The organism is Massilibacillus massiliensis (assembly GCF_900086705.1).
GTDB lineage: Bacteria > Bacillota > Negativicutes > FLKF01 > FLKF01 > Massilibacillus > Massilibacillus massiliensis.
On record NZ_LT575483.1, the window covers coordinates 2,743,692 to 2,767,520 of the forward strand.

Here is a 23,829-nt window from a genome sequence, read left to right on the forward strand (position 1 = left end):
GAGATTAGAAGCAATGTCGAATATTGGATATCGAATTTACAACACAATTCATAGACCGCCAAGAGAGCTAGTAGAAGGGTTTGCGGAAATTCCGGTAGCAAATATTGCAGATAACATGAATCGCCTGGCATGTATTGATGCCAGAATCAGACCGATGAACAATGCACCGCTATTAGGAACAGCTTTTACGATAAAAACCAGGCCGGGGAATAATTTGCTGTTGCATAAAGCACTTGATATGGCAAAGCCAGGCGATGTTATTGTCGTTGCCGCTCAGGGGAGGCTTGAGAATGCGATAACCGGGGAATTAATGATTAGCTGGGCGAAAGAACGTGGCATCGCAGGTTTGATTATTGATGGTGCGATCCGTGACGCAGCTGCGGTAAGAAAAATGGATATACCGGTTTATGCAGCAGGCGTAACACCTAACGGTCCTTATAAAGATCCTTGTGGAGAAATTAATGCGCCTGTTTCTTGTGGCGGAATTGTAATAAATCCTGGCGATATACTTGTTGGTGATGCCGATAGTGTGGTTGTGATTGATCCAAAAGATGCCGAGGAACTTCTAGCTAAATCAAGAGAAGTACTTGCTAAGGAAACTGTTTTCCTTGAAGAAATTCACAAGGGTAAATGGGATCGAACCTGGGTAGATAAGATGCTTCGAGATACAGGTTGTGAATTTATTGATTAATTTTCTAAAATTCTGATGCATTGAGAGGAGAAAAGGATGTTCAGAAAACTGGATGAAGAGCAAATGGAGGCAAAGACCAAGTTGCTTCGAAGCAATCTATTGAAAATGTTATGTGAGGCTGGATCAGGGCATTCAGGGGGATCTCTTTCAGCGATTGATCTTTTAACGGTACTATACAATAAAATTATGAGGCATAATCCCCAAAATCCGTCTTGGAAGGATCGGGATATGTTTGTTTTATCAAAGGGGCATGTCTGTCCGGCCTTGTATGTTGTGCTGGCAGACTGCGGGTATTTTGATGAAAAGGAACTGATGACATTGAGAAAATATAATAGCATACTACAAGGTCATCCTTATATGTTTAAGACACCAGGACTCGATGTGTCTTCAGGTTCACTGGGCCAAGGTCTGTCAGTAGCTGCTGGTATGGCGATTGCAGCGAAAATGAATGGTGAGGATACTCGAGTTTACTGTTTGATGGGCGATGGTGAATTGCAGGAAGGACAAATATGGGAAGGTGCAATGGCTGCCGGACATTATAAACTTGATAATCTTTGCGGTATCGTCGATGTGAATAAACTTCAAATTGATGGCAAAGTTGAAGATGTAATGGATATAAATCCACTGTCTGATAAATGGAAGGCTTTTAAGTGGAATGTCATTGAGGTGGATGGACATCGGGTTAAAGATATAGAGGCAGCATTTAAGAGTGCTGAAAATATGAAGGGGAAACCAACGGTCATTCTTGCCGATACCATAAAAGGAAAGGGTGTATCGTTTATGGAGAATGTGTGTGGATGGCATGGTACAGCTCCGAATCGGGAACAACTTGAGACCGCTTTAAAAGAATTAGGATACTAAAGGAAAGGGGAACTTACATGATGTTGACGATAGAATTAGCTACGGATTTGTTGCAGCCTAAAATGAAACCAACCAGAGATGGATATGGAGAAGGATTGGTAGAAGCTGCAGAAAAAAATCCTGATATCGTAGCGATCGGAGCGGATATAACAGGTTCAACAAGAGGAGATTGGTTCCAAAAGAAATTCCCCGACAGATTTATTAGTGTTGGCATTGCTGAGCAAAATCAAATGTGCATCGCTGCTGGGATGAGCCTTAAAGGAAAAATTCCTTTTGTATGTAACTACGGCGTATTTTTGGCAGGAAGAGCTTGGGAGCAAATTAGAACAACAGTCTGCTATAACAATCTCAATGTCAAACTCGCCGGTGCACATGGTGGCATATCTGTTGGACCGGATGGTGCGACACATCAGGCATTAGAGGAAATTGCACTTATGCGGTGCTTGCCGAATATGACGGTAGTCGTACCAACCGATGCAATAGAAACGAAAAAGGCAACGCTTTGCTCAACGCAAATCAATGGGCCTGTGTATATAAGATTTGGCAGAGAAAAAGTGCCGACGATTACTTCGGAGGACACGCCTTTTGAAATAGGTAAGGCATATTGTTGTCGGGATGGTTTGGATGTTGCGATCATAGCCTGCGGTGCTATGGTTTATGAAAGCCTGGTGGCGGCAGATCAGTTAAAAGCAGAAGGGATCAGCGCAGCAGTTATCAATAATCACACCATAAAGCCGATGGATCAAGAAACGATTATAGAAGTCGCAAAAAAGACGGGGGCGGTTGTAACGGTAGAAGAGCATCAAGTCATGGGGGGAATGGGGAGCGCAGTGGCAGAAGTGTTGGCACAAAACCATCCTGTTCCGGTGAAAATGCTTGGTGTCATGGATCGGTTTGGCGAATCCGGTGAACCGAATGTCTTAATGAAAGCGTTTGGTCTTACCAGTGATCATATTGTGCAATCGGTAAAAGAAGTTTTAAAGATGAAGAAATAAGATTGATTTACTAAAGATAATTGCGTAACTAAACGTACATCATTAGTTTAGTGGTCGCTGCGAGGCTAGTGTTAAATATCTTGCAATTCATCATCCATACAACCATTTTAAAATTTAAGGGGGAAAGTCTCGTGAGCACGCAAAGTAATATAGGGGCAAGATTGGATCGTTTGCCGATATCAAAATGGCATTATAATGTTCTCATGTTGATGGGATTAGGTTTATTTATTGATAGTTTTGATAATTATATGGGTGGTGTAATCCTAGCTGACTTGGTGAAATCAGGTTGGTCGAACAATTATCTGAATGCAGCTTTTGCTTCATCTACGATGGCCGGGCTTTTTATAGGGTCGCTATTCGCAGGTTTTGCAGGTGATCACTTGGGAAGGAAATTTGCCTATCAAATTAATTTGCTGATTTTTGGCTTTGCATCGATAGCAGCAGCCTTTGCCACAGATATGACGATGTTGATTATCTTTCGCGGTATTATGGGAATTGGTCTAGGGGCAGAACTTGTTATTGGGTTTGGTACATTTCCTGAATTCGTGCCGGCGAGGGTGCGAGGCAAGTGGGTGTCGTTTCTGTCACTGATTGCAAATGTTGCACCACCGATCGCGATTCTAACCGCATATTGGGTAATACCGATTTTTGGTTGGCGTGCAATGTTTGGAATTGGTGGGGTTGCGGCAATTATTGTATGGGCCTTGCGGCATGGCCTACCGGAATCCCCGCGCTGGTATGAGTCACATGGCGAAATAGCGAAAGCTGAAGAAATCCTTGCAAAAGTTGAAAAGGATATAGAGCTTGAAAAGGGAATTAAATTACCGCCGATTGAATCCGACGCTTTAGCTGTGGAGCAAGTGGTCAAAAAGGTTTCTTTCTTTCAATTATTTAAAGGTGTTTTATTAAGAAGAACCATTGTAGCTTCTGCGGTGTTGATTGCCATGAATACAATCGTCTATACTGTTTTGAATTGGGTTCCAACTATTTTTGTACAATCGGGCATCAGCGTGACTAAGTCTACCGGAATGATGGCATTGATCATGTTTGGGGCACCGCTGGGGGTATTTATTTCTTCACAAATTGTTGATAAATTTCCACGTAAAAAGATGGCGATCATACTTTTATTAATCATAGGATTACTAGGGTATTTCTATTCATTACAACGTACAGAGGTGGCAATTGTCACGGTTGGATTTATTCTCACCGTAATTAACTATATTTTTACTTGCTTTGCTTGCTCGGTTTACGTTCCCGAATTGTGGCCGACTGAAGCTCGTATGAGAGGCATGGGATTCGCGAATGCAGTTGGGCGGGTTTCCGCAGTATTTTCTCCATATGGCGTAGCTTGGCTTTTATCAAGTTATGGTTCTATCGCAGTCTTTATCGGTCTGGGTGTGGTATTGACGTTAATTGCAATTATTGTTGGTACTTTGGGAGTTGAAACCAGAAATAAATCACTGGAAGAGATCAGCAAAGAAGCAGGCGTCTAATTAGGACCCCCCCATTAAAAAGTAGTTTGTTCTGCTTTTTAATGGGGGGTTCTTTGCAAGCTATGTCGACCTTTCATTTATCTTTTATCTATTGTTTGGCGTGTTCATTTGATGTAAGATGAATTTATAAAAGGTTATTCTATCAAACTATGATAAAAGAGGTTTAAAAATATGAATGAAAAATATTTGTTTATATGCTATCCTAAATGCACAACTTGTCAAAAAGCGCAAAAATGGCTGGATGCGAATGGTGTAAGCTATGAAATTAGAAATATTAAGGAAGAAAATCCTACAGCAGCCGAATTAAAAGATTGGTGGCAAAAGTCGGAACTGCCGATTCGCAGATTTTTTAATACAAGTGGTCTTTTATATAAATCAATGGAACTTAAAAATAAATTGCCGGAAATGCCAGAAGATGAGCAAATTTCATTACTTGCAACGGATGGAATGTTAGTGAAAAGACCATTGTTTATTATGGAGGATAAAGTATTGGTTGGTTTTAAGGAAGCTGAATGGCAAACGCAAATGAAAAAATGAGATAGCTTGTATGAAAATAAGAAAAGCAACGAAACGATGTTTCGTTGCTTTTTATGGTTTATAAATTTAAAAATTATTGGTTATGAGGCTGCTTTTTCTTAAAACTCTATGATATTAAAGCATTATATGGAAATATAATCTGAATTTATATATATAAAAGCATAATCATAGTTACGATGACTGCGATAATCATTCCAGGGGCATTCCTTTTTGCTGTTTCCATTGGTGATACTCCAGCTAAAGTGGCGCAGATGATCATTCCGCCAGCGACTGGCGACATTGTACGCCCAAGTGCTCCACCGATAGATGCCATACTTCCCATACTCATTGCTGATAAGCCAAAATCGGCAGCATGGATCGTCACTGCTTTATTGAATGCAACTGATGCCGCATCGCCAGATCCACTCATGATACCAAGAAGAAAAGGCCCGATGCCAGAGCTTAACTTTGCAATCGAGGGAACATCGATCATTAAACGAATTAAAGATTGAATTAATCCCATAGATTGTAGACCACCGACGAATACGAGTGCACAGATGATGATACCGAAGACATGTCCGAAAGCATTTCCAGCGCCATGCCAAAATTCTTTTGATATTTCTTGTGGGTTTGTACGTGTAACGAAAAAGGCGCAAAATACCCCGATAATCATCGCATGTGAAATAGAAAATGGCTTGAAAACTGGAATGAGATTCATGCTGCCGGTTACAAGAATGATAATAGGAATAAGTGGGACCAGAGCATAATGGTATTTAATTTTAAAATGTTCTCTTTCGGAGTCAGAAATTGCATTCGGCATAATATATCCTGTATGCTCTTTTCTTAAATATGCTAAAACCCACAAACTGACAGCTCCGATTATACCAGAGGCAAGTAAGGCCCAAAAATGGTTTGCGACAACAGCAACTGGGGTTGCATCTGCAACACTGACAATAAGAGCAACTTGCGGATAACCAGGATTAAACATTGCACCGTACGTACCGGCATAAATACATGCACCTGCAATTGCTGGATGGATTCCCGCGGCCATCATCAATGGAATTAGTATCGCACCGACAGCCGCCGAGCAACCAGCGGAGCTTGTAATTGAAACATTAATAAATAGTGTTACCAATACAGAAGCTGGGATTAATAAAGGACCGGCTTTTCTGAGTGGTTTAATCAATAAATTAATTAAATGTTTATCACATTGTGTTAACTTCATTACCATAGCGAATCCCATTACCGCGATAATGGATTCAAATAATTTGGTTTCAAGCATGGCGTGTGAAAAAGCTTGAAAGGGAGCAAAAAATTGACCACCGATAAAAGACATTACTACGCCAGAACAAAATAGAACCATACGTGTTTCATAACGTTTTACTAACAGGTAGATGGTAACGAACAGGATAACAATTCCTGAAATGATCATCATAAAGTATCACTCTCCTTATACTAGCTCATAGTTTAGATCGGCCAAAATAACTGCGGCTTGTTCATGGTGAATATCAACTATTTTACTTATTTATAATGATAAACCTAATAATTTTGCCGGAGATCGTTTTGTCATTGTATCTATCATTGTTTGTGATACCCCTGCATTAAGTAAAAATCCTATATATTCGCTTAATGCATCACTCCACATGGGATTTTCTAATTGCCCGCCATCGGTAGCGATAATGGTGGATTCATATCCTACTGCTTGAATTGCCGCTAAATTTTTTGCAAAGTTCTTTTCATAGTCTTTTCCTGGGCAGCGGGTAGCATAACATCGTTCAAAATACACACCGTATGGCACTAATTTTTTTTGCATTTCTATAGGCATCGCAATGGACCACCATTCAGGATGATTAATCACAATCTTATTGACACCAATTTTTTTTGCTTTATCCACAACAATAAAAATTTCCTCTGGGGATAAATGTCCTGTTCCTAGAATTAAATCATGTTTAGCGATTATTTCTAAGACTTTCTCAAGAGGGGGAACAATTTCGCCGTTCACGATCGATTCAACACCATCATTTTTGCCCATGATTTTCCGTTCATGTGCAGACCAGGCGGTCGGCAGCCAAACGATCTTTGCCCCCATTTTTCTCGCGGCTTCAACAGCAGATGGATTGATTCCTCCAACCTCTGGATTTAATGTAATTCCACCAAATACTTTTATCCCTGGTACAACTTTTTCAGCGATTTGCGCCCGATCCATCGTCGGCACGACATGAGACTTAATTACAATTGCTCGTGCACCAACACGTGCTGCTTCTTGCGCTAGCTCAATATCATCCAACCGCCTTTGACGAACATCTGGATTGGTATGAATATGAAGATCAATAACATTCTTTAAAATTTCTTTTCCAAAGTCATTCATAAATAGTCAAAATCCTCTCTCATATGATTTATCCCTGTATTGCAGCCTTACTTTTTGCTTTTTTATTGCTATATAACGTATAAATAGATCCCACGATCGCAACACCGATAGAGATCATAAGCAAAAACCAAATGCCTTGATACTCTAAATGGAAACCGCCGTCTTTAACAGCAAATTGTACCGCCATATAACCACTATACGTCAAGGAAGCTGCTCCGATTAATTGTGTGATGGTATTGATAAAGCCATTCAATGTGCCTGAGGTCTTAAGTGACCAATTTTCGGCTATTACTGTATTTAGTATAGATAACAAATTGATGCCCACACCAAGGACAGCGGCAATTGCTCCAAGTACGATTGGTGATGTAAGCGGCGTAGTTAAAAGATAAATCAGACCGAAGGTAATTGTAAAACTAACAACGAGTAAAGATGCACGTGGAATTTCATATTTTTCTAAAAGATAATCGGAAAGTTTACCTACAAGTGGCGGGCCAACGATTCTCCCTGCAACATAGCAAGAAGCAATAACTCCACCGGCAATCATTGCTTCGGATTTATCGAGTCCGGCAACTTGGCTGTAAAAAGTAGCAGCATATAATGGCAACCAACTAGGAATTAGTCGTAACCCTACTGTAAATCCTTGCCATACAAGTATAATAATCCAAAAGGAAGGGTCCTTTATCGCAGATAGTACCATGGATTTGTAATTGCCTTTTTGGGCGGATTTATTTTCTTCTTTTGCCTGTATTGATTCAAGCCCCATTTCACTAGGATCAGAACGAAGAAATACGTAAGATACCACAGCAACCACTAAAATGACAACTGCCATAATAAGTGTAGCTGCCCTCCATGAGCCTACACTCAAAATTGTAAAACCATCTTTCATAAATAACGCCATGACTGGTAGCAGTAAAAAAGACCAAACTTCACCCATACCGCCGCCTGGACCAGAAAATAGATTCATAGCCAAACCGCGCTGTTTCTTACTGAACCATCGACCGATAACTGCTACACAAGGAACAAATGCCACAGCACCAACAAAACCAAGTGCGCCTCGTATAATTACTGCTTGATTAAAGCTGTCAGCAAAAGCGAACGCGGCAACAAGTAGAGCAGTGATACCTATGCCCAGAGGAATTACTTTTCTGCCGCCTAATAAATCGGTTAGTGTTCCACAGGTACCTTGTCCTAAAGCATAAGCATAGAAAAAGACGGATCCTAAAATACCAAGTTCAGGCTTACCAATATTCCATTCACCCATGATATAACTTGCAATGCCTGTATAATTCAGACGAACCAAATTACCAGAAGAATATACAAGAATACAAACCAATAGAACAATCCACTTATAATAATTTTTTCCATAAAACATTGACATTTACAATCCCCCAATTTTATTTTTTCCATCATCTTCTTAAACAAAATAAAAACAAAAATTTAACAGATAAAAGTCCAAGCGTTTTAAATAAACATTCACAATAAATTTGATCCTTACAGCTGTAAAGAAATTACGTATGAATATTCTAAATATTTAAAGTAGTATTTAATAATTAGAAATTATGGCAAAAGACGAAAAAATATGTCATAGCATAAGTCACCACCCTAATTCAAATAAGAGGGGGGACTCTTTTGTCTCATCTATTCATTTCAATAGATGATTTATCACCTATTGAAACTTAGCCAAGTAAACGAGTAAGTTTAAAAATGTCATATTTTAGACGGGCTAAAATATGACATTTTTAACTGCGTCTGGATGGCTATAAATGTTTACTTATTTATAAAATGGAGATAGAGAAATTTACAAAGGTTTATTCGTTTTTATTGTAGTAATTGATGAGACAGCCATCTGCAATAATTTCTCTTTCGCCTGCGGATAGATTTTCAAGCTTGAGTGTAATTGGAGTGCGTTTATCTGCTTGAATAAGTTCACCTGGAATTTCAGTGGTTTCAGTGGTTTCAGTGGTGATTGCTTGACGAATGTCTGCAATATAAATTAAATCTCCGTCTTCTAATAAAAAAATATCTTTTTTATCTATAGTGAAGGGAATCATGCCCCAATTAATTAGATTACTGCGATAACGTTTAGTCGCATATTCTACGGCGATGTTGGCATCTCCACCTAAAACACGCTGACAAGAAGCGGCTTGCTCTCTTGCAGAACCATCCCCCGGTTTTATTGCTACGATGACGCTGCCAATACCAGTTGCACGTATTTGTTCACTGCTTACGTTTCCGTTAAAAGCTGCTGCGAAAATATCTAAAGATTCTTTGGCGGGCGTTTCTTGATGAAGGAATGCTTGACGTTTCGTTTCTTCGCGTTGTACAGCTTTTGCCCTGTCAACATAGGCAGGAACCTTACGTGATAATGTAAATTCAGCCAAGCGTAGTGGGTTAGACCGGTAAGAAGAAGTCTCCCCAGATGGAATTAATTCGTCTGTTGTAGTTACGGGATCATGAATGACCGCACAAACTTTAAGCAAAAGATTTTTAGGAAGTTGTCTAATTTTTGGCCATTCTACGATATTTGGACCAGAAACTAGCTTTTCGTTTGGTTCAGGATGGTCAAAGCCAAAGTAAACACGATTTTTGTATATATCGCGATTAAATGTATAATCAGGAATCGTGATATTTTCTTCTGATGCTGCAGTAAGAATACCGTTGTTTTTTGCTGTTGCGGCGATTGAACGTGCATCCATTAAGGCAACATAAGAGAGCTGTCTATCCGATGGTTTAGAACCTTCACGATGTGGGAAATTTCTTGTTGTGTGGCGAATACTAAATTCATTATTCGCAGGTGTATCGCCGGCACCAAAGCATGGCCCGCAAAAGGCAGAGCGGATGCTTGCACCAGAAAGTGTTAAATCAGCAATTGCACCATGTTTCATTAATTCCAGAAAAACAGGCTGGCTGGCTGGATATGCGCTCAAAGAGAAGTTATGCAAAGGTGCTTGTCCTAAAATTTTTGCTGCAGATACTAAATTTTCGTAGGAACCACCTGCACAGCCGGCAATGATACCCTGATCAACTTTTAATTTTCCGTTATGGAGTTTATCCATTAGGGTTAGATTGTTTTTAGAATTTTCTAGTTGCTCCTGACCAAGTTTTTCAACGTGTCTTAAGATATCTGCTGCATTTGCATCGACTTCTGCAATTGTAAATACATTGCTTGGGTGGAATGGCATCGCAATTACCGGTTCAATTTTAGACAGATCAACTTCAACTGCACCTTGATAATACGCGATTTCTTTTGGTTGAAGTTTTTGATAATCCTCCGGGCGACCATGTACTTTATAATAAGATGCTGTTTTTTCATCGGTACACCAGATGGAACTTAAACAAGTCGTTTCTGTTGTCATGACATCGATTCCATTACGGAAATCCATGCTCAAATTACTGATACCCGGACCGACGAACTCCATAACTTTATTTTTCACATAACCTTTGTCAAAGACGGCTTTGATAATGCTCAAGGCTACATCTTGAGGACCGACATTTGCCTTAGGTGCACCTTTCAAGTAAATGGCGATAACGTCTGGATATTTTATATCATAGGTATGGCTGAGCAGTTGTTTTACAATTTCCCCGCCACCTTCACCGATTGCCATGGTGCCTAATGCACCGTAACGGGTATGACTGTCAGAACCGAGAATCATTTTTCCACAGCCTGCCATCGTTTCACGCATGAATTGATGAATGACTGCTTGATGTGGCGGCACGAAAATTCCGCCGAATTTTTTTGCTGCCGAGTAACCAAAAACGTGATCATCTTCATTGATTGTGCCACCGACAGCACAAAGACTATTATGGCAGTTTGTTAATACATAAGGTACAGGAAATTTTTTTAGTCCGCTGGCAATTGCGGTTTGCAAAATACCGACAAAAGTAATATCATGTGAAGTTAAAGCATCAAATTTAATTTTTAAATTATTCATTAAGGCATTGTTATTGTGCTTTTTTAAGATTTGATAAGCTATAGTACCTTTAATCGCTTTTTCTTTAGAAATGTTATCTGTTAAAGGTGTTATAGTATTGTGTGGCAGCTGTGAATTTAATGTTGATAAATCAAATTTAGTGTTTTCACTGGTAAGAAGCACGCCATTGATTAAATAGCAGCCGCTATCAGATAATTGAATCATGAATCATTTACCTCCAATTGTTATGCGATCTTTTAAAACTGAAAAAATTATCAGATAATTAATTAAATTCTGTCTCATATTATAAAGAGATATTTGATGTTGGACAAATAACGATATTTTATTTCTATAGATAAATTAAAACTATTATTCATTAAATTATTTTTATGGTATATATGATTTAGAGATTTTATGAAAGGAATGTCGAATAGAGAACTAATCGGCAAGGTTGCTCTGATGGAAAATAAAGATTGGAATATTTTATTAACATTAAATAATGAAAAAAATATTACAAAAGCTGCGCAACTTTTGTATATGTCACAGCCAGCACTTACTTCTAAAATCAAGCATATAGAACAAGAATTAGGTGTTCAGCTCATATTAAGAAGAGCACGAGGAATTCAGTTTACACCTGAGGGAGAGTATGTGATTGGTAAAGCTGAAGAAATGGTTGAGCAACTGAAAAATATAAAAAATGAGTTGCGGAATTTTTCGAATTCACTGTCTGGTACAATTGAAATTTGTGCATCACATTATTTTACGATGTATAGATTGCCAAGAATTTTAAAACTATTTAAACAAAAATATCCGGAGGCAGATTTTAAAGTAAAAACAAACTGGTCAAAAAATTTATTTAGTATAGTGAATAGCAATAAGGCACATGTAGGTTTTGTAAATATAGATTATGGCGGTTGTGATAATGTTTACTTACTTTGCGAAGAGCCTATATGCATTGCATCAACCGAACCATTTCAAATGAAAGATCTTGCGACATTACCTCGGATTGAGTATCAACGTGATTATCTTTTAAAAATGCAAATTGATAAATGGTGGAGAGAGCATTTTGATCGCCCGCCGATGATTAATATGCATGTAGATAAAATTACAACTTGTCGGGAGATGGTATCCTACGGCTTGGGTTATGCAATTTTGCCGGAGTCTATTACCTTAAATATACCGAATATTCATAGAGCTTACTTAGTGAATCAGAGTGGTGAAAAAATTATGAGGCAAAACTGGATGGTTTATAATCATGGTGATTTCGACATTCCAATCGTTAAAGTATTTATTCAATTCGTAAAAAATATGGTGTTCTAAGAAAAAAGGAGTAATTGCAGCATAAGAACTTTAAGAGAATCATGTATTATCTGAATTTTCTATCGCACCCAATCATAAATCTTTATTTTTTTTATTAGGATATCTTCGCTATAATTTAGATGTGGAATAAAGTTATATCAATCTGCAAATCTAAATCAATAAAATTTATATTACGATAATACAAAACTATCGTGATGTAAATTGTAATTTAAATGTATGCAATGGATTAAGATTGCAATTAAAAAAAGAAGGTGAAGAGATGGAATTAATCTCAACGGGAAGAGCTGGGACATTAGAATCCGGTGATATCAGCATTGTGGTTGAAAAAAATGCAGATGCCGGCATTGTGATTGATCTTGACAGCACGGTGGCCAGCTTGTTTGGCAGAGAAATTAAAGAAGTGATTACAAAAACATTAAGTACGTATGGTTTCACCAGCGGCATTAAAGTTACAGCGCTAGATAAAGGCGCATTAAATTGTACGATCATTGCAAGAGTAACAGCAGCATTATATCGTGCAGCCGGAAGTACGGAATTTAACTGGAAATAAAGCAAACGTAAGGAAGGAATGGTAAAGAAATGGCGATCAAACAAAGATTGCGCAGAACGATGATGTTTATTCCTGGAAACAATCCTGGAATGATGCGTGATGCACATATATATGGTTCAGATTCTATTATGTTTGACCTTGAAGATGCGGTATCTATGGCTGAAAAGGATGCGGCACGATTGCTGGTATTTCAGGCAATCAAAACGATTGATTACGGTGATACGGAAATCGTTGTTCGTATTAATCCGTTGAACACTCCTTATGGCAAAGCAGATATTGAAGCGATGGTAGTTGCTGGCGCACATGTACTTCGTATGCCAAAAACGGAAACACCGGAAGATATTACAGAATGCGAAGCTTATATTGCAGAAATGGAAAAGAAACATCATATTCCTGTCGGTACGACACTGATGATGGCAGCAATTGAAGGCGCTCTTGGCGTAATTAATGCACATAAAATCGCGACTTCTTCGGATCGTTTGATCGGAATTGCAATCGGTGCAGAGGATTATTGTGCAAATTTAAAAGCGAATAGAACGAAAAGCGGGACAGAGTTGCAATTGGCACGTGAAACCATTGTGGTTGCTGCAAGAGCGGCAGGTATTGATGCCTTAGACACAGTGTTTTCTGATGTAAACGATGAAGAACAATTGATCTATGAAGCGAATTTAGTAAAGGAAATGGGTTTTGACGGAAAATCGGTGATTAATCCACGTCAGATTGGCCCCGTACATAAAGTCTTTGCTCCAACCGAAAAAGAAATTGAGAAAGCAAAACGAATTATTGCGGCAATTAAGGAAGCGGAAGCAAAAGGATCGGGTGTTATCAGCCTGAATGGAAAAATGGTGGATAGACCGGTTGTCATTCGCGCAGAACGCACAATTGAGCTTGCAATTGCATCTGGAATTTTAGTCCCCGAGGAGGTAGAAGCATGAAAAATGCAATCAATCATGAAATCTCAGCAGAGCTTTTGCAGCATTTAGACTTGGAATTTTATCATGCTGAAGGAGAGCATAAAGATTACGCTACGTTGAATGAACGCCTTGCGAAAAATGGTAAATTGTTGTCTTCTTTAGAAGAAGCAATTCATAAATCAGGGCTGAAAGATGGTATGACAATTTCTTTTCACCATCATTTTCGTAATGGTGACTATATCCTAAACATGGTTATGCATAAACTTTCCGAAATGGGCTTTAAAAATTTAACGGTCGCATCTTCCAGCCTTTCTACTGCACATGCACCGCTGATCGAACACATTAAAAGTGGTGTGGTAAGAAAAATTGAAACTTCCGGCATGCGTGGGGATTTGGCAGATGCAATTTCGCACGGACTGATGAAAGAGCCTGTTATTTTCCGCAGTCATGGCGGACGTGCCTCGGCGATTGCGAATGGCAGTTTACATATTGATGTAGCTTTTCTTGGCGCACCTTCTTCTGATGTTTTCGGTAATGCCAGCGGTATTTATACCAACGAAGAAGGAAAATCAATTTGCGGTTCACTTGGCTATGCAAAAGTTGATGCACGTTACGCAGATACAACCATTATTCTTACGGATAATCTTGTTCCGTTTCCAAATGCGCCGGCATCGATTCCAGCGACGGATGTTGATTATGTAATTCAGGTGGAAGCACTTGGCGATTCCAGTAAAATTTCTTCTGGAGCGACTCGTTTTACGAAAAATCCTCGTGATTTATTGATTGCTGAAGCGGCGGCAAAAGTAATCCAGGCATCGGGTTATTTTAAAGATGGATTTTCAATTCAAACTGGATCTGGCGGTGCTGCACTTGCCGTTACACGGTTTATCAGCGAAGAAATGATCAAACGTGATATGAAAGCACGCTTTGCACTTGGTGGAATTACTGCGCAGATTGTAAAACTTCACGAAGAAGGTTTAATTGGAAAAATCCTTGATGTACAAGGATTTGACACAAGTGCTGCCGAATCTCTGATTCATAATTTAAATCACATTGAAGTGGATGGCAATCAATATGCAAGTCCATTTAATGAGGGATCTGCGATTCATCAGCTTGACATTGTGATCTTATCGGCTTTAGAAGTCGATGTAAATTTTAATGTCAATGTATTGACTGGTTCTGATGGTGTGATTCGCGGCGCAATTGGCGGACATCCGGATACTGCGAGCAAAGCAGCACTTACCGTGCTGGTTTCACCAGTGATTCGCGGACGGATTCCTTGTATTTTAGATAAGGTCAATACCTTGGTTACGCCGGGGGCTGTTTGTGATGTCCTTGTTACGGATCAAGGCATTGCAGTGAATCCAAATCGGCCGGAAGTAAAGGAAAGACTCATGAAAGCTGGTTTAAAAGTTACAACCATTGAAGCCTTGAAAGACAGTGCCGAAAAAGTTGTCGGTACACCGGATGCATTACAATTTACAGATAAAGTAGTCGGGGTAGTTACGCATCCGGATGGCAGGGTTTTGGATGTGATCCATGAGGTGAAAGCATAAAATGTCTCATGCGTTTTTTGAAGGAATTACGGTAACTTTAGAAGAGGTATTGAAAAATAAAGAAGCCCGCGCTGATTTACAGCGCGAGCTTCTTGTACAATATAGGAACCCGATCATTTCTTTTACGATCAACATGCCGGGAGAGGTAAAACTAAACAATGCGGCACGGCTATTATATAAAGCCGGATTGACGCGAATTGAAAGTGCCTGCATGCAGGCGGGGGCTGCGATTTGCACGATTCGTCGTGCAGAACGTTTTACAGGCTTGGAAGCCTTTTTTTCGGTTTCTTGTGATGCAGCGTTATTAAAGAAACTTGCTTGTAAGATCGAAGATCAAGATCAGGTTGGCAGATTATTGGACATCGATGTATTGGACGTTGATGGGATACCGATTAGCCGCAGTGCACTTGGTTTGCCTAAACGCAAATGCTTGCTGTGTGAGCAGGATGCAGTCATTTGTACGAGAATGCGGCAGCATACAGTAGAACAATTGTTGCAACAGATTGAAAAAGTTGTGAGCAAAATGCAAACCTAAAGCAGGAGGCCAATGATGGAAGATTTTACTGAAGATGCGTTTGAACTGCATGAATTACCACAAAGCTTTAAAGACGGCCGAAAAAAAGTGGCTGAATTTCTAGCAGGGTTTGACTTAATGTATGATACGATGGATTCTTATGTTGGTTTATTCTCCGGAGAAAAGATGATTGCTGGTGGCGGTTACCGAGGAACAACTATTAAATGTGTAGCGATAGATCCCAGTTATCAAAGCAGCGGATTATTAAATAAAATCATATCTTATTTATGCAGTGAATTGTGGGCAAAAGGGGCAGCGAATATTTTTGTGTTTACAAAACCGAGTAATCTCAATTCATTTCGTGGTGCAGGTTTTTATTTGATTGGTAGTGCGCCGGACGCGATTTTATTGGAAAGCCAAAAAGATGGCATTGAACGCTATGTACAAGCTTTAAAACCATGTCGACAAAGTGGTGTTCAGGGTGCCATTGTGATGAATGCAAATCCATTCACACTAGGGCATCAGTATTTAGTAGAATATGCAGCGAAACATTGCGATCATCTGCATATTTTTGTCGTAGAAGAGGATTTGTCGGATTTTCCTTTTAAAGTGCGTAAACGATTGATTGAAGAAGGAACAAGAAATTTCAAAAATGTAACGGTGCATAGCGGCGGACCCTATATAATTTCGGCAAATACATTTCCGTCCTATTTCATTAAGGAATTATCTAGGATAGCCAAAGCTTATGCACAGCTGGATTTAGATATTTTCGCAAAACATATAGCGCCTGCACTTTTCATTACAAAACGATTTGTTGGCACTGAGCCAGCAGACGCATTGACCTCCGCCTATCATCAAATCATGCAGCAAGAATTACCTAAATCTGGTGTTGCATCCATCATGCTGGAGCGAAAAGAAAATTGCGGGCAACCGATATCGGCATCAAGCGTGCGTGCACTTCTTGCAAAAGGGGATTTGGAAGGCGCGAGGTCGCTCGTACCTGCGACTACAGCAGATTTTTTTGCAACCCCCGAAGGTATAACTATTATAGACAAATTGCAGCAAAACACGCAGTGAGAGGAGAATTTTTGTGCTTGTATTACCAGAAGAAATTGGTCGTCTCGCGGTGCAGGCGATTTTATATGAAGTAGCAGTTACGCCAAAGCCGGGATTGGTAGACCGATATAGTGCCGGTGCACATCAAGATATGGATTACTTTTCTTTTTTAGCGAGTGCAACCGCCTTAATGCCGTATTTTACGCAATTTGCAAAAAAAGGAATCGAGGGGAAGGCAGATGCTCCCCAAGCTTTATTTCAAACGATTCGTGCTGTTGGTGTGGAGGCGGAGCATTGTATGTTTGACGCAACGGGCGGTGTTAATACGCACAAAGGCGCAATTTTTTCTATTGGGTTAGCGTGCGTGGCCTCGGGTGTTCTAGCTGCAAGAGGAGAACCGCTTACACCACAAAATATTGCTGGCTATGTGGCACAAATGACAGCAGGAATTTGTAGGCGTGAGTACGAAAAAATTAAAGCAAAAAAAAATCCCACCAAAGGTGAGAAAATTTATTTGCGTTATGGTCTAACGGGGGTTCGAGGTGAAGCAGAAGCGGGGTTCCCGAGTGTACTTAAGTATTCTTATCCGGTACTCGAACAATGTTTGTGCAGCGGAATTTCAGGAAATGAAAGTATGCTGCAAGCTTATCTTGTCTTAGCTAGTTCTGTAGATGATACCAATGTTTTAGGACGGCATAATCGCGAAATGTCGGCCTATTTAAAAACAAAAATGAGAGAAGTACTTGAAGCTGGCGGTGCCTTGAAAAAAGAGAATATTGCAGTATTGCAGGTGTTGGATGAGGAGTTTATTATAAAGAATATCAGTCCGGGAGGCTGTGCTGATTTGCTGGCATTGACGATCTTTTTATTTTCCTTAGCGCATCCGTCTTGGCGATATCGCGTTATGGTGCGACATGCTGTGGACAGATAGGTCGCGGGTCGGCGATAAGCATTCATCTGCGTCGTTACAGCAAGGTGCTGCTCGTCGACGTACACGAGTACGACTCCTTCACAACCCTTTGCTGCGCCTAGCATCTGAATACTTCTCGTCAACCGGCAATCTATCTTCGTACTAGTTTATAAGTGGAATGGGATTCGATGTAGCATATTCATCTATATGTATAGTTTTATTTTACCTATAATTTTTGCGTTGTCGCACTAAGATTTTACTTATAAATTTCTTAATGTAGCATGTATTATATAAATTGTCCTTTTGTCATCGACACAAAAGGACCAAAAAGTCTAGGCCTCAAACCTCCAAAATACTTGAAAAAAGATCAACTTACTAAAATCCTCAACTCGCTTCGCTCAGACAAACGGATTTTTAACGTAAGGTGATCTTTTTTCATCCTTCGGAACGTATTTTTCCGGGAAAGGCCAAGTACGAAAACATTAGGGATACTGTAATTTTACTGCATCATCCCATTTTTTCGTATAAAGTATAAAAAAATTTAGAACAATGTTTTATAATAAATAAAAAGGGTTTTATGTTTCTTGGGGGGATTTTATGTGCGGAAATAGATTGACTAGAATTGATGCAAATTTGGAAGTTTTTAAAATAGCCTTTGCAGCTGGAGTATCATGGATGCTGGCTTCATCTGTTACTGCGAATCCGTATCCAATTTTTGCGCCGTTGGCGGCAATTTTAACAATGCAGGTAACAATAGCCGATTCGGTAGAAAAAGGTGTATATCGGGTATTGGGCGTCATATTTGGTGTGACGATCGGTGGATTTTCCGGCTCATATTTTGAAGTGAATGCTTGGAGTATTTTTTTTACGATTGGAATGGGCATTGCGATCGGCAGAGTGTTTCGTTTAAATTCACAAATTATATCACAAATTGGTGTAAGTACATTGCTGGTATTAGAGTATGGCCGAAGTCAAGGCTATATGATTGGACGAATTGAAGAAACGATGATTGGTGCCGGTGTTGCAGTTGCTTTAAATATTATCTTTAGTGCGGGTAAATCTAGTGTGAAAGTGAAAAAAACAGTGATACATGCAGTTGCGCGGTTGAAAAACCTATTAGAAATTTTGCAAACAGCAGAGACGACGGAAAACTTGTCTTTCGGACTATATGAAGCTAGGCAATATGTACAATGCATTCGAAAAGATCATGTTAATATTATGCAAGTGATACAAAGCTATCGCTATACGCCGTTTCATCGTGAAGAACGCGAAAAGATTATAGAATATTCTTTGATGATGAATCGATTAGAACATATCAGTTTTCAAATTCGGGGTATTGCGCGAAGTTTAGTAGATTTATCCGAGGCAAAAAATGAATGGAAACAATTTAGTCCGGTAATACATGACGTACAAATCTGTTTGAATATTTTTACGCGCTCTATTGAAGAAGAAAATAATAACCTGTTTCGTGCGGCTTTGATTATGGCAGTCCGAGAAACACGATTGAATTTTTCTCATTGTTTTCTATCCATTCAGAAGGCATACGAAGTTCCTGTTCCAGAGGTAGGGGCAATTTTCTCTGATTTAGGGCGGATTTTAGATGAGCTGGAAGATAAATTTCCAGATTTGAATGAAAAAGATACGCTGTTTAGAAGACAGTTATTGAAAATTGGCAGTGCTTCTGATGAATAAAGCGTTCTACGCAGTCATTTTTGATATTTCAATCTCATTAATTCTGTAAATTCTTCTATACGATCAAGGGCTTCCTGTGGAAGATCATAAGGGGCAGAAGTTTCTTTTAGTATATTGCTGCGAGGAATATTTGTGCGACCTAAAAGGTAATCAATGCTGACGTCAAATAAATCGGCAAGCTTAATCAGCGTTGCCGAGTCTGGATCACGTTCACAACGTTCATATAAACTATAAGCTTGGGTTGTTTTATTAATGTATTTTGCAACATCTTTTTGAGTTAAATTCTTACTGAGTCGTAAATCTTTTAAACGCATTGCAATCCTCCTTTTTAAAATATTATATAAACAAAATGTTGATAATTGAATTGAAATCAACAATAAATTGATAAAAAGATTGACGTTCAACATTTTGTTGATTACAATTAAAGTGATAAATCCACAAAATGTTGAATCATAGGAGGCGTAGACGATGAATGTTTTTGAAAGCATTACCGATCATTTGAGAGATATACATAATGAAACTGATTTAAAAAATTTAGAGAAAATAGCAAAACATTATGATTTGGCAAATCTAGAGAATCATACAATAGAGAGTGAATTAGAGCTAAATTTATCTAAAGAAGAGATGAAAATGGTACGTAAATTATGCGATAACTGTTTGACAAAAGAAGTCGTAGCAGAAAGGATTTATTATAATCAGGGGTTTTCCGATGCAATGCGTTTGATTATACATGCTTTAGTTTGGAAACCTGTTCAAAAATAGCTTAAAAAATATATGGTGCAACGATATAGTATCTAGAGCCCTATTTTGTATGAATGCTTTGCATTCATTTTTTTTATGATTTTTGCAAGTTTGTATAAGCCTGTTTTTAAATCGCAAATATCTGCGTAGGCATAAGATATTCTTAAGTGATGATTTGACAAATTGTCATAGATACTTCCTGGATTGATCAGAAGATGTTCTGCCAATGCATTTTTGAATAATTGCTGCATTGCAATCGGTTCTATGAGTGTGATCCAGATGTAAAATCCACCTTTTGGTATAATCCAAGTAGCAATATCTTTAAAATGCTGATCTAAAACTTGGACAACAGTAAGACGTCGTAAGAGAAGCTCTTGGCGAAGCTTTTGTAAATGAGTTTCATGGCAGCCGGTTGCAAACCATTCCGCAGCCGTCCATTGCGATAAGCAGCTTGACCCATAATCATTTTGCATTTTGATATCGGCTAGCTTTTCTATAATGGGTTCAGGTCCCACGATCCAGCCGATTCGAAGTCCGGGGCTAACTGCTTTGGATAGACTGTCAATATAGAGTACATTGCCGGTTGTATCCAATGCTTTTAAAGGAGGCGGAGGCGGTTTCTCTAGCCATAGATCTCGATAGACATCATCTTCCAGGATCGGCAGCTGTGCTGTCTGGCAGGCAGAGAGTAGTTTTTGACGTCGGTTTTCTCCCATTAATATTCCCGTTGGATTATGGAATGTTGGTATCGTGTAGAGGAGGGAATGATATTTATATTTCTGCTGGTGTAAAAAAGCTTCTATTTGTATACCGTCATCATCCATCGGAAGTTCGGAGAAGTTTAGATTCATGGACTGAAATAATTTTAATGACATCAGATACGAAGGTTTTTCTACATAAATATTGGCTTTATTAGGCAATAAACCAAAGCAAATTAATTGCAATGCTTGCAAAGCGCCGGAGACAATCATGATGGAAGCAGGGGAGGCTGTAATCCCAAATTTTTTGAGATGCTGGCTGATTTGTTGGCGGAGGTAGTATAACCCTTTTGGTTCTTCATAACCGAATGATTGTATTTTATGGGGAAGCGTTTTTAAGATTTTATTTAGCTGCGCAGTAGGCAGTAGGTTTGGAGAAATTTCGCCTGTGCCAAGACGTGTAAGTGTTTCGTCAAATTCTAATCGATTGATTTCCTGGATAAATGGCAAATTCGGCAAATAAAATCCCGTATGAACGTAAGCATTCCAATTTACCTTTTTTGTTGCGGTGAATAATGACCAAGTATTGTTGGCAACCCATATACCACTGCCTACTCTACTTTGCAGCAAACCCTCTGCAATCAGTTCGTCAAGGGCAATACGTATCGTACTGCGGTTAACTCTTAATTTGTCGGCAAGTTCACGCTGAGGCGGCAATTTGCTGTGAACAGTCCACTGTCCGGTATGAATTTTATTTTTGATATAGAAAAAGATCTGCTTGTATACAGGAATCGGATCTTTTTTATTTGGCTGCCAATCAATGGTTAACATGTTGCCACCTCCAAGTATTTCTTTATTATATCAAATTGGTTGGTATAAAAACAAACCAATTGGCTGGCGACAAGGTAAGCATATATTTTTATAATTTGTTGTATAAGAAAATGACAGGTGGTATTTTTATGACAGCATTTATACATGGTATATGTTTGGCAATTGGTTTAATTTTACCTTTAGGTGTGCAAAATTTATTCATTTTTCAGCAAGGTGTGGTGCAGCCGCGATTTCGCTATGTATTGCCAGCGGTGCTTACAGCAGCCCTTTGTGATACCTTATTAATTTTATGTGCAGTTCATGGTGTATCTATGTTCTTATTTAAGTTTTCCATGTTGAAATTGATTACGATTGGTGCAGGTGTTATCGTTTTATTTTATATGGGATACTTGACCTGGCAAAGTAATGCAACGCGCAGTTCATTTCAGTGTATGCAGGCTTTTTCAACAAAGAAACAAATTGCATTCGCTATATCAGTATCGTTTCTGAATCCAAATGCCATTTTTGATATTCTTGGTGTTATTGGGGCCAGTTCAGCGCAATATGAAGGTTCGGAGAAAATGATTTTTGCAACAGCGTGCGTGCTGGTATCCTGGATTTGGTTTTTCAGTTTAGCGATCATCGGCAGATTGTTAGGTGAATATAAAAATATAGATCGGCTGATGGTTTTACTCAATAAAATATCAGCAGTTCTTATTTGGGGTATGGCACTTGTTCTTTTATATAGTCTAAAAGACTCGTTCTAAGGGTATAGCTTTACACATAAAATGTATAGTCGATAGTTTTATAGGAGGGCGGTTTATGTATAAAGCGAAAGATTATAGTTATCTGATTGGTATGCAGGGGTTTAGCAATAAATTAATAAAAACACATCTTACTTTATATCAAGGGTATGTGAAAAATACAAACAAGATGATTGAGGAACTTTGCAATATGGAGGATCAAAGCAGCAATTGTTTCGCTGAACTGAAAAGAAGATTTGGTTGGGAATTTTCCGGGATGCGGCTGCATGAATATTATTTTGGAAATTTAGGTTGTCATGAGTTGGGAAAGGAACATGATCAATTTTTAAAGTGGCTGTGTAAATTTTTTGGCAGTTTTGATCGATGGTATGATGATTTTGTAAAAATGGGACAAATACGAGGAATCGGATGGGTTATTTTAACTAGAGACAATCATACAGGCCGTTTATTCAACTGCTGGATTGGTGAGCATGATAAAGGCTTTTTAGCAGGGTGTCAGCCTTTACTGGTTATGGATGTATGGGAACATGCGTATCTATGTGATTATGGATTAAATCGTAAAGGGTATATTGATGCATTTTTCCATAATCTCAATTGGAGTATGGTGATGGAGAGATTTGAACATATTGGAATATAGTGAATGATAGTCAATGCACATTTCGTAATCCCAGGATGAAGAAAGAAATAAAATGGCGTTGTTTTGACAAGCGTAAGGCGATTTGCTATAATATCTTAGGTAATTCATACTTGTGCGTCTATAGCTCAGGTGGATAGAGCAGTAGTTTCCTAAACTGCGTGCCGCTGGTTCGAATCCAGCTAGGCGCACCATGCACATAAACTAGCCTTCTGAGGATTCTCAGAGGGTTTTTTGCTTATCAGCTTAAATTTAACGTATTGTGGTGAATGGAGGACATCAATGAAAGATGTACATGATCAACGAAGAAAGAAATTGACGCGAGGGGCATTACTTTTAGCTATTGCAATATGTTTTCAGGGGATACGTTTGATCTTTCCATTGCCGCCGCTTGTAGGTATGTTCATTATTGGCAGCTTAGTGAATATGACGCTGGCAGTAGCTGTACGATATGCAGGTGTTCTGCCGGCCGTGCTGATTGCTTGTTTACTCCCTGTTATCGGATTTTTTCAAGGCCAATTGGCGATTCCACTGTTAATACCGCTCGTTGCAATAGGGAATGTAGTTTTTATTTTAGTCTGTTATAAATTTTGGAAAAAGCGTATTTTGTGGTTGTCACCATTTCTTAAAATGATGACGCTTTATCTAGGTGCTTTATTCATCATAAGTTTTTTTGCCATTCCGGTTAAACTTGCAGCCTTAGTACTTATGATGATGGGGTGGCCGCAGCTGGTTACAGCGCTGATCGGTTTGGTACTTGCCCGGCAGTTAGTCGGGAAACTATTTTTGTTTGAGGAACGATGAGCCTATATAAGAAAATAGCCTATCAAAGTCA

Annotated in this window: 23 protein-coding genes and 1 tRNA gene; 18 read left to right on the plus strand and 6 right to left on the minus strand. The window is 39.0% G+C overall.

Annotation, left to right across the window (positions count from 1 at the left end; genetic code table 11):
- The first annotated feature begins 13 nt into the window (after positions 1–13).
- The 5 genes from BN6559_RS13165 (at position 14) to BN6559_RS13185 (ending at position 4,577) form a co-directional block, all read left to right on the plus strand.
- Positions 14–691, plus strand: a complete 678-nt coding sequence (locus BN6559_RS13165) for an RraA family protein (RefSeq protein WP_110955152.1) — start codon at positions 14–16, stop codon at positions 689–691.
- A gap of 36 nt (positions 692–727) precedes the next feature.
- The gene (locus BN6559_RS13170; RefSeq protein ID WP_110955153.1) at positions 728–1,552 is read left to right on the plus strand and encodes a transketolase; all 825 of its coding nucleotides are present in this window, start codon (positions 728–730) and stop codon (positions 1,550–1,552) included.
- 17 nt (positions 1,553–1,569) lie between these two features.
- A complete protein-coding gene (locus tag BN6559_RS13175; RefSeq protein WP_234407846.1) occupies positions 1,570–2,547 on the plus strand; it encodes a transketolase family protein in 978 nt (325 codons plus the stop codon).
- 131 nt (positions 2,548–2,678) lie between these two features.
- Positions 2,679–4,040, plus strand: coding sequence for an MFS transporter (locus BN6559_RS13180; protein WP_199883990.1), 1,362 nt, complete (start codon positions 2,679–2,681; stop codon positions 4,038–4,040).
- A gap of 171 nt (positions 4,041–4,211) precedes the next feature.
- Complete coding sequence (locus tag BN6559_RS13185) at positions 4,212–4,577, plus strand: arsenate reductase family protein (RefSeq protein ID WP_110955154.1); 366 nt, start codon at positions 4,212–4,214, stop codon at positions 4,575–4,577.
- A 145-nt stretch (positions 4,578–4,722) separates the two neighbouring features.
- Here BN6559_RS13185 and dcuC read toward each other — a convergent pair whose 3' ends face one another.
- From dcuC to BN6559_RS13205, 4 genes are all read right to left on the minus strand, one after another.
- Entirely contained in the window at positions 4,723–5,991 is a 1,269-nt protein-coding gene (dcuC, locus tag BN6559_RS13190) for a C4-dicarboxylate transporter DcuC (protein ID WP_110955155.1), read from the minus strand.
- Positions 5,992–6,081: 90 nt separating this feature from the next.
- The gene (locus BN6559_RS13195; RefSeq protein ID WP_110955156.1) at positions 6,082–6,924 is read right to left on the minus strand and encodes a DUF6282 family protein; all 843 of its coding nucleotides are present in this window, start codon (positions 6,922–6,924) and stop codon (positions 6,082–6,084) included.
- 28 nt (positions 6,925–6,952) lie between these two features.
- Complete coding sequence (locus BN6559_RS13200; RefSeq protein WP_110955157.1) at positions 6,953–8,302, minus strand: MFS transporter; 1,350 nt, start codon at positions 8,300–8,302, stop codon at positions 6,953–6,955.
- A gap of 430 nt (positions 8,303–8,732) precedes the next feature.
- On the minus strand, positions 8,733–11,060 hold the full coding sequence (locus BN6559_RS13205) for a hydratase (protein ID WP_110955158.1): 2,328 nt from the start codon (positions 11,058–11,060) through the stop codon (positions 8,733–8,735).
- A gap of 189 nt (positions 11,061–11,249) precedes the next feature.
- On the opposite strand from BN6559_RS13205, the gene BN6559_RS13210 reads away from it, so the two are divergent.
- The 8 genes from BN6559_RS13210 (at position 11,250) to BN6559_RS13245 (ending at position 19,347) form a co-directional block, all read left to right on the plus strand.
- Positions 11,250–12,155 carry a LysR family transcriptional regulator gene (locus tag BN6559_RS13210; protein ID WP_199883991.1) on the plus strand — a complete coding sequence of 302 codons (906 nt, stop codon included), beginning with the start codon at positions 11,250–11,252 and terminating at the stop codon, positions 12,153–12,155.
- Positions 12,156–12,414: 259 nt separating this feature from the next.
- The gene (gene citD, locus BN6559_RS13215) at positions 12,415–12,705 is read left to right on the plus strand and encodes a citrate lyase acyl carrier protein (RefSeq protein WP_110955159.1); all 291 of its coding nucleotides are present in this window, start codon (positions 12,415–12,417) and stop codon (positions 12,703–12,705) included.
- 29 nt (positions 12,706–12,734) lie between these two features.
- Positions 12,735–13,640, plus strand: coding sequence for a citrate (pro-3S)-lyase subunit beta (citE, locus tag BN6559_RS13220; RefSeq protein WP_110955160.1), 906 nt, complete (start codon positions 12,735–12,737; stop codon positions 13,638–13,640).
- Positions 13,637–15,175 (plus strand): citrate lyase subunit alpha, encoded by a 1,539-nt coding sequence (citF, locus tag BN6559_RS13225; protein WP_110955161.1) that lies wholly within the window; start codon positions 13,637–13,639, stop codon positions 15,173–15,175. Before citE ends, citF begins: the two co-directional genes overlap by 4 nt.
- A gap of 1 nt (position 15,176) precedes the next feature.
- Positions 15,177–15,710, plus strand: coding sequence for a citrate lyase holo-[acyl-carrier protein] synthase (gene citX / locus BN6559_RS13230; protein ID WP_110955162.1), 534 nt, complete (start codon positions 15,177–15,179; stop codon positions 15,708–15,710).
- A gap of 15 nt (positions 15,711–15,725) precedes the next feature.
- Positions 15,726–16,766 (plus strand): [citrate (pro-3S)-lyase] ligase, encoded by a 1,041-nt coding sequence (gene citC / locus BN6559_RS13235; protein ID WP_199883992.1) that lies wholly within the window; start codon positions 15,726–15,728, stop codon positions 16,764–16,766.
- Between the two features lie 13 nt (positions 16,767–16,779).
- On the plus strand, positions 16,780–17,676 hold the full coding sequence (citG, locus tag BN6559_RS13240) for a triphosphoribosyl-dephospho-CoA synthase CitG (protein WP_199883993.1): 897 nt from the start codon (positions 16,780–16,782) through the stop codon (positions 17,674–17,676).
- Positions 17,677–18,252: 576 nt separating this feature from the next.
- The gene (locus tag BN6559_RS13245) at positions 18,253–19,347 is read left to right on the plus strand and encodes an FUSC family protein (protein ID WP_110955165.1); all 1,095 of its coding nucleotides are present in this window, start codon (positions 18,253–18,255) and stop codon (positions 19,345–19,347) included.
- Between the two features lie 14 nt (positions 19,348–19,361).
- On the opposite strand, the gene BN6559_RS19305 is transcribed toward BN6559_RS13245, so the two are convergent.
- Positions 19,362–19,661, minus strand: coding sequence for a helix-turn-helix domain-containing protein (locus tag BN6559_RS19305; RefSeq protein WP_199883994.1), 300 nt, complete (start codon positions 19,659–19,661; stop codon positions 19,362–19,364).
- A gap of 154 nt (positions 19,662–19,815) precedes the next feature.
- Between BN6559_RS19305 and BN6559_RS13255 the strand changes: the two genes are divergently transcribed.
- Positions 19,816–20,109 (plus strand): hypothetical protein, encoded by a 294-nt coding sequence (locus tag BN6559_RS13255; RefSeq protein ID WP_110955167.1) that lies wholly within the window; start codon positions 19,816–19,818, stop codon positions 20,107–20,109.
- A gap of 32 nt (positions 20,110–20,141) precedes the next feature.
- On the opposite strand, the gene BN6559_RS13260 is transcribed toward BN6559_RS13255, so the two are convergent.
- A complete protein-coding gene (locus BN6559_RS13260) occupies positions 20,142–21,617 on the minus strand; it encodes an aminotransferase-like domain-containing protein (protein ID WP_110955168.1) in 1,476 nt (491 codons plus the stop codon).
- Between the two features lie 128 nt (positions 21,618–21,745).
- Here BN6559_RS13260 and BN6559_RS13265 point away from each other — a divergent pair, with 128 nt between their 5' ends.
- The 4 genes from BN6559_RS13265 (at position 21,746) to BN6559_RS13280 (ending at position 23,798) form a co-directional block, all read left to right on the plus strand.
- A complete protein-coding gene (locus tag BN6559_RS13265; protein WP_110955169.1) occupies positions 21,746–22,363 on the plus strand; it encodes a LysE/ArgO family amino acid transporter in 618 nt (205 codons plus the stop codon).
- Between the two features lie 55 nt (positions 22,364–22,418).
- On the plus strand, positions 22,419–22,997 hold the full coding sequence (locus BN6559_RS13270; RefSeq protein ID WP_110955170.1) for a superoxide dismutase: 579 nt from the start codon (positions 22,419–22,421) through the stop codon (positions 22,995–22,997).
- 114 nt (positions 22,998–23,111) lie between these two features.
- A tRNA-Arg gene (locus BN6559_RS13275) sits at positions 23,112–23,188 on the plus strand.
- 88 nt (positions 23,189–23,276) lie between these two features.
- A complete protein-coding gene (locus BN6559_RS13280) occupies positions 23,277–23,798 on the plus strand; it encodes a hypothetical protein (protein WP_110955171.1) in 522 nt (173 codons plus the stop codon).
- Positions 23,799–23,829 lie beyond the last annotated feature (31 nt).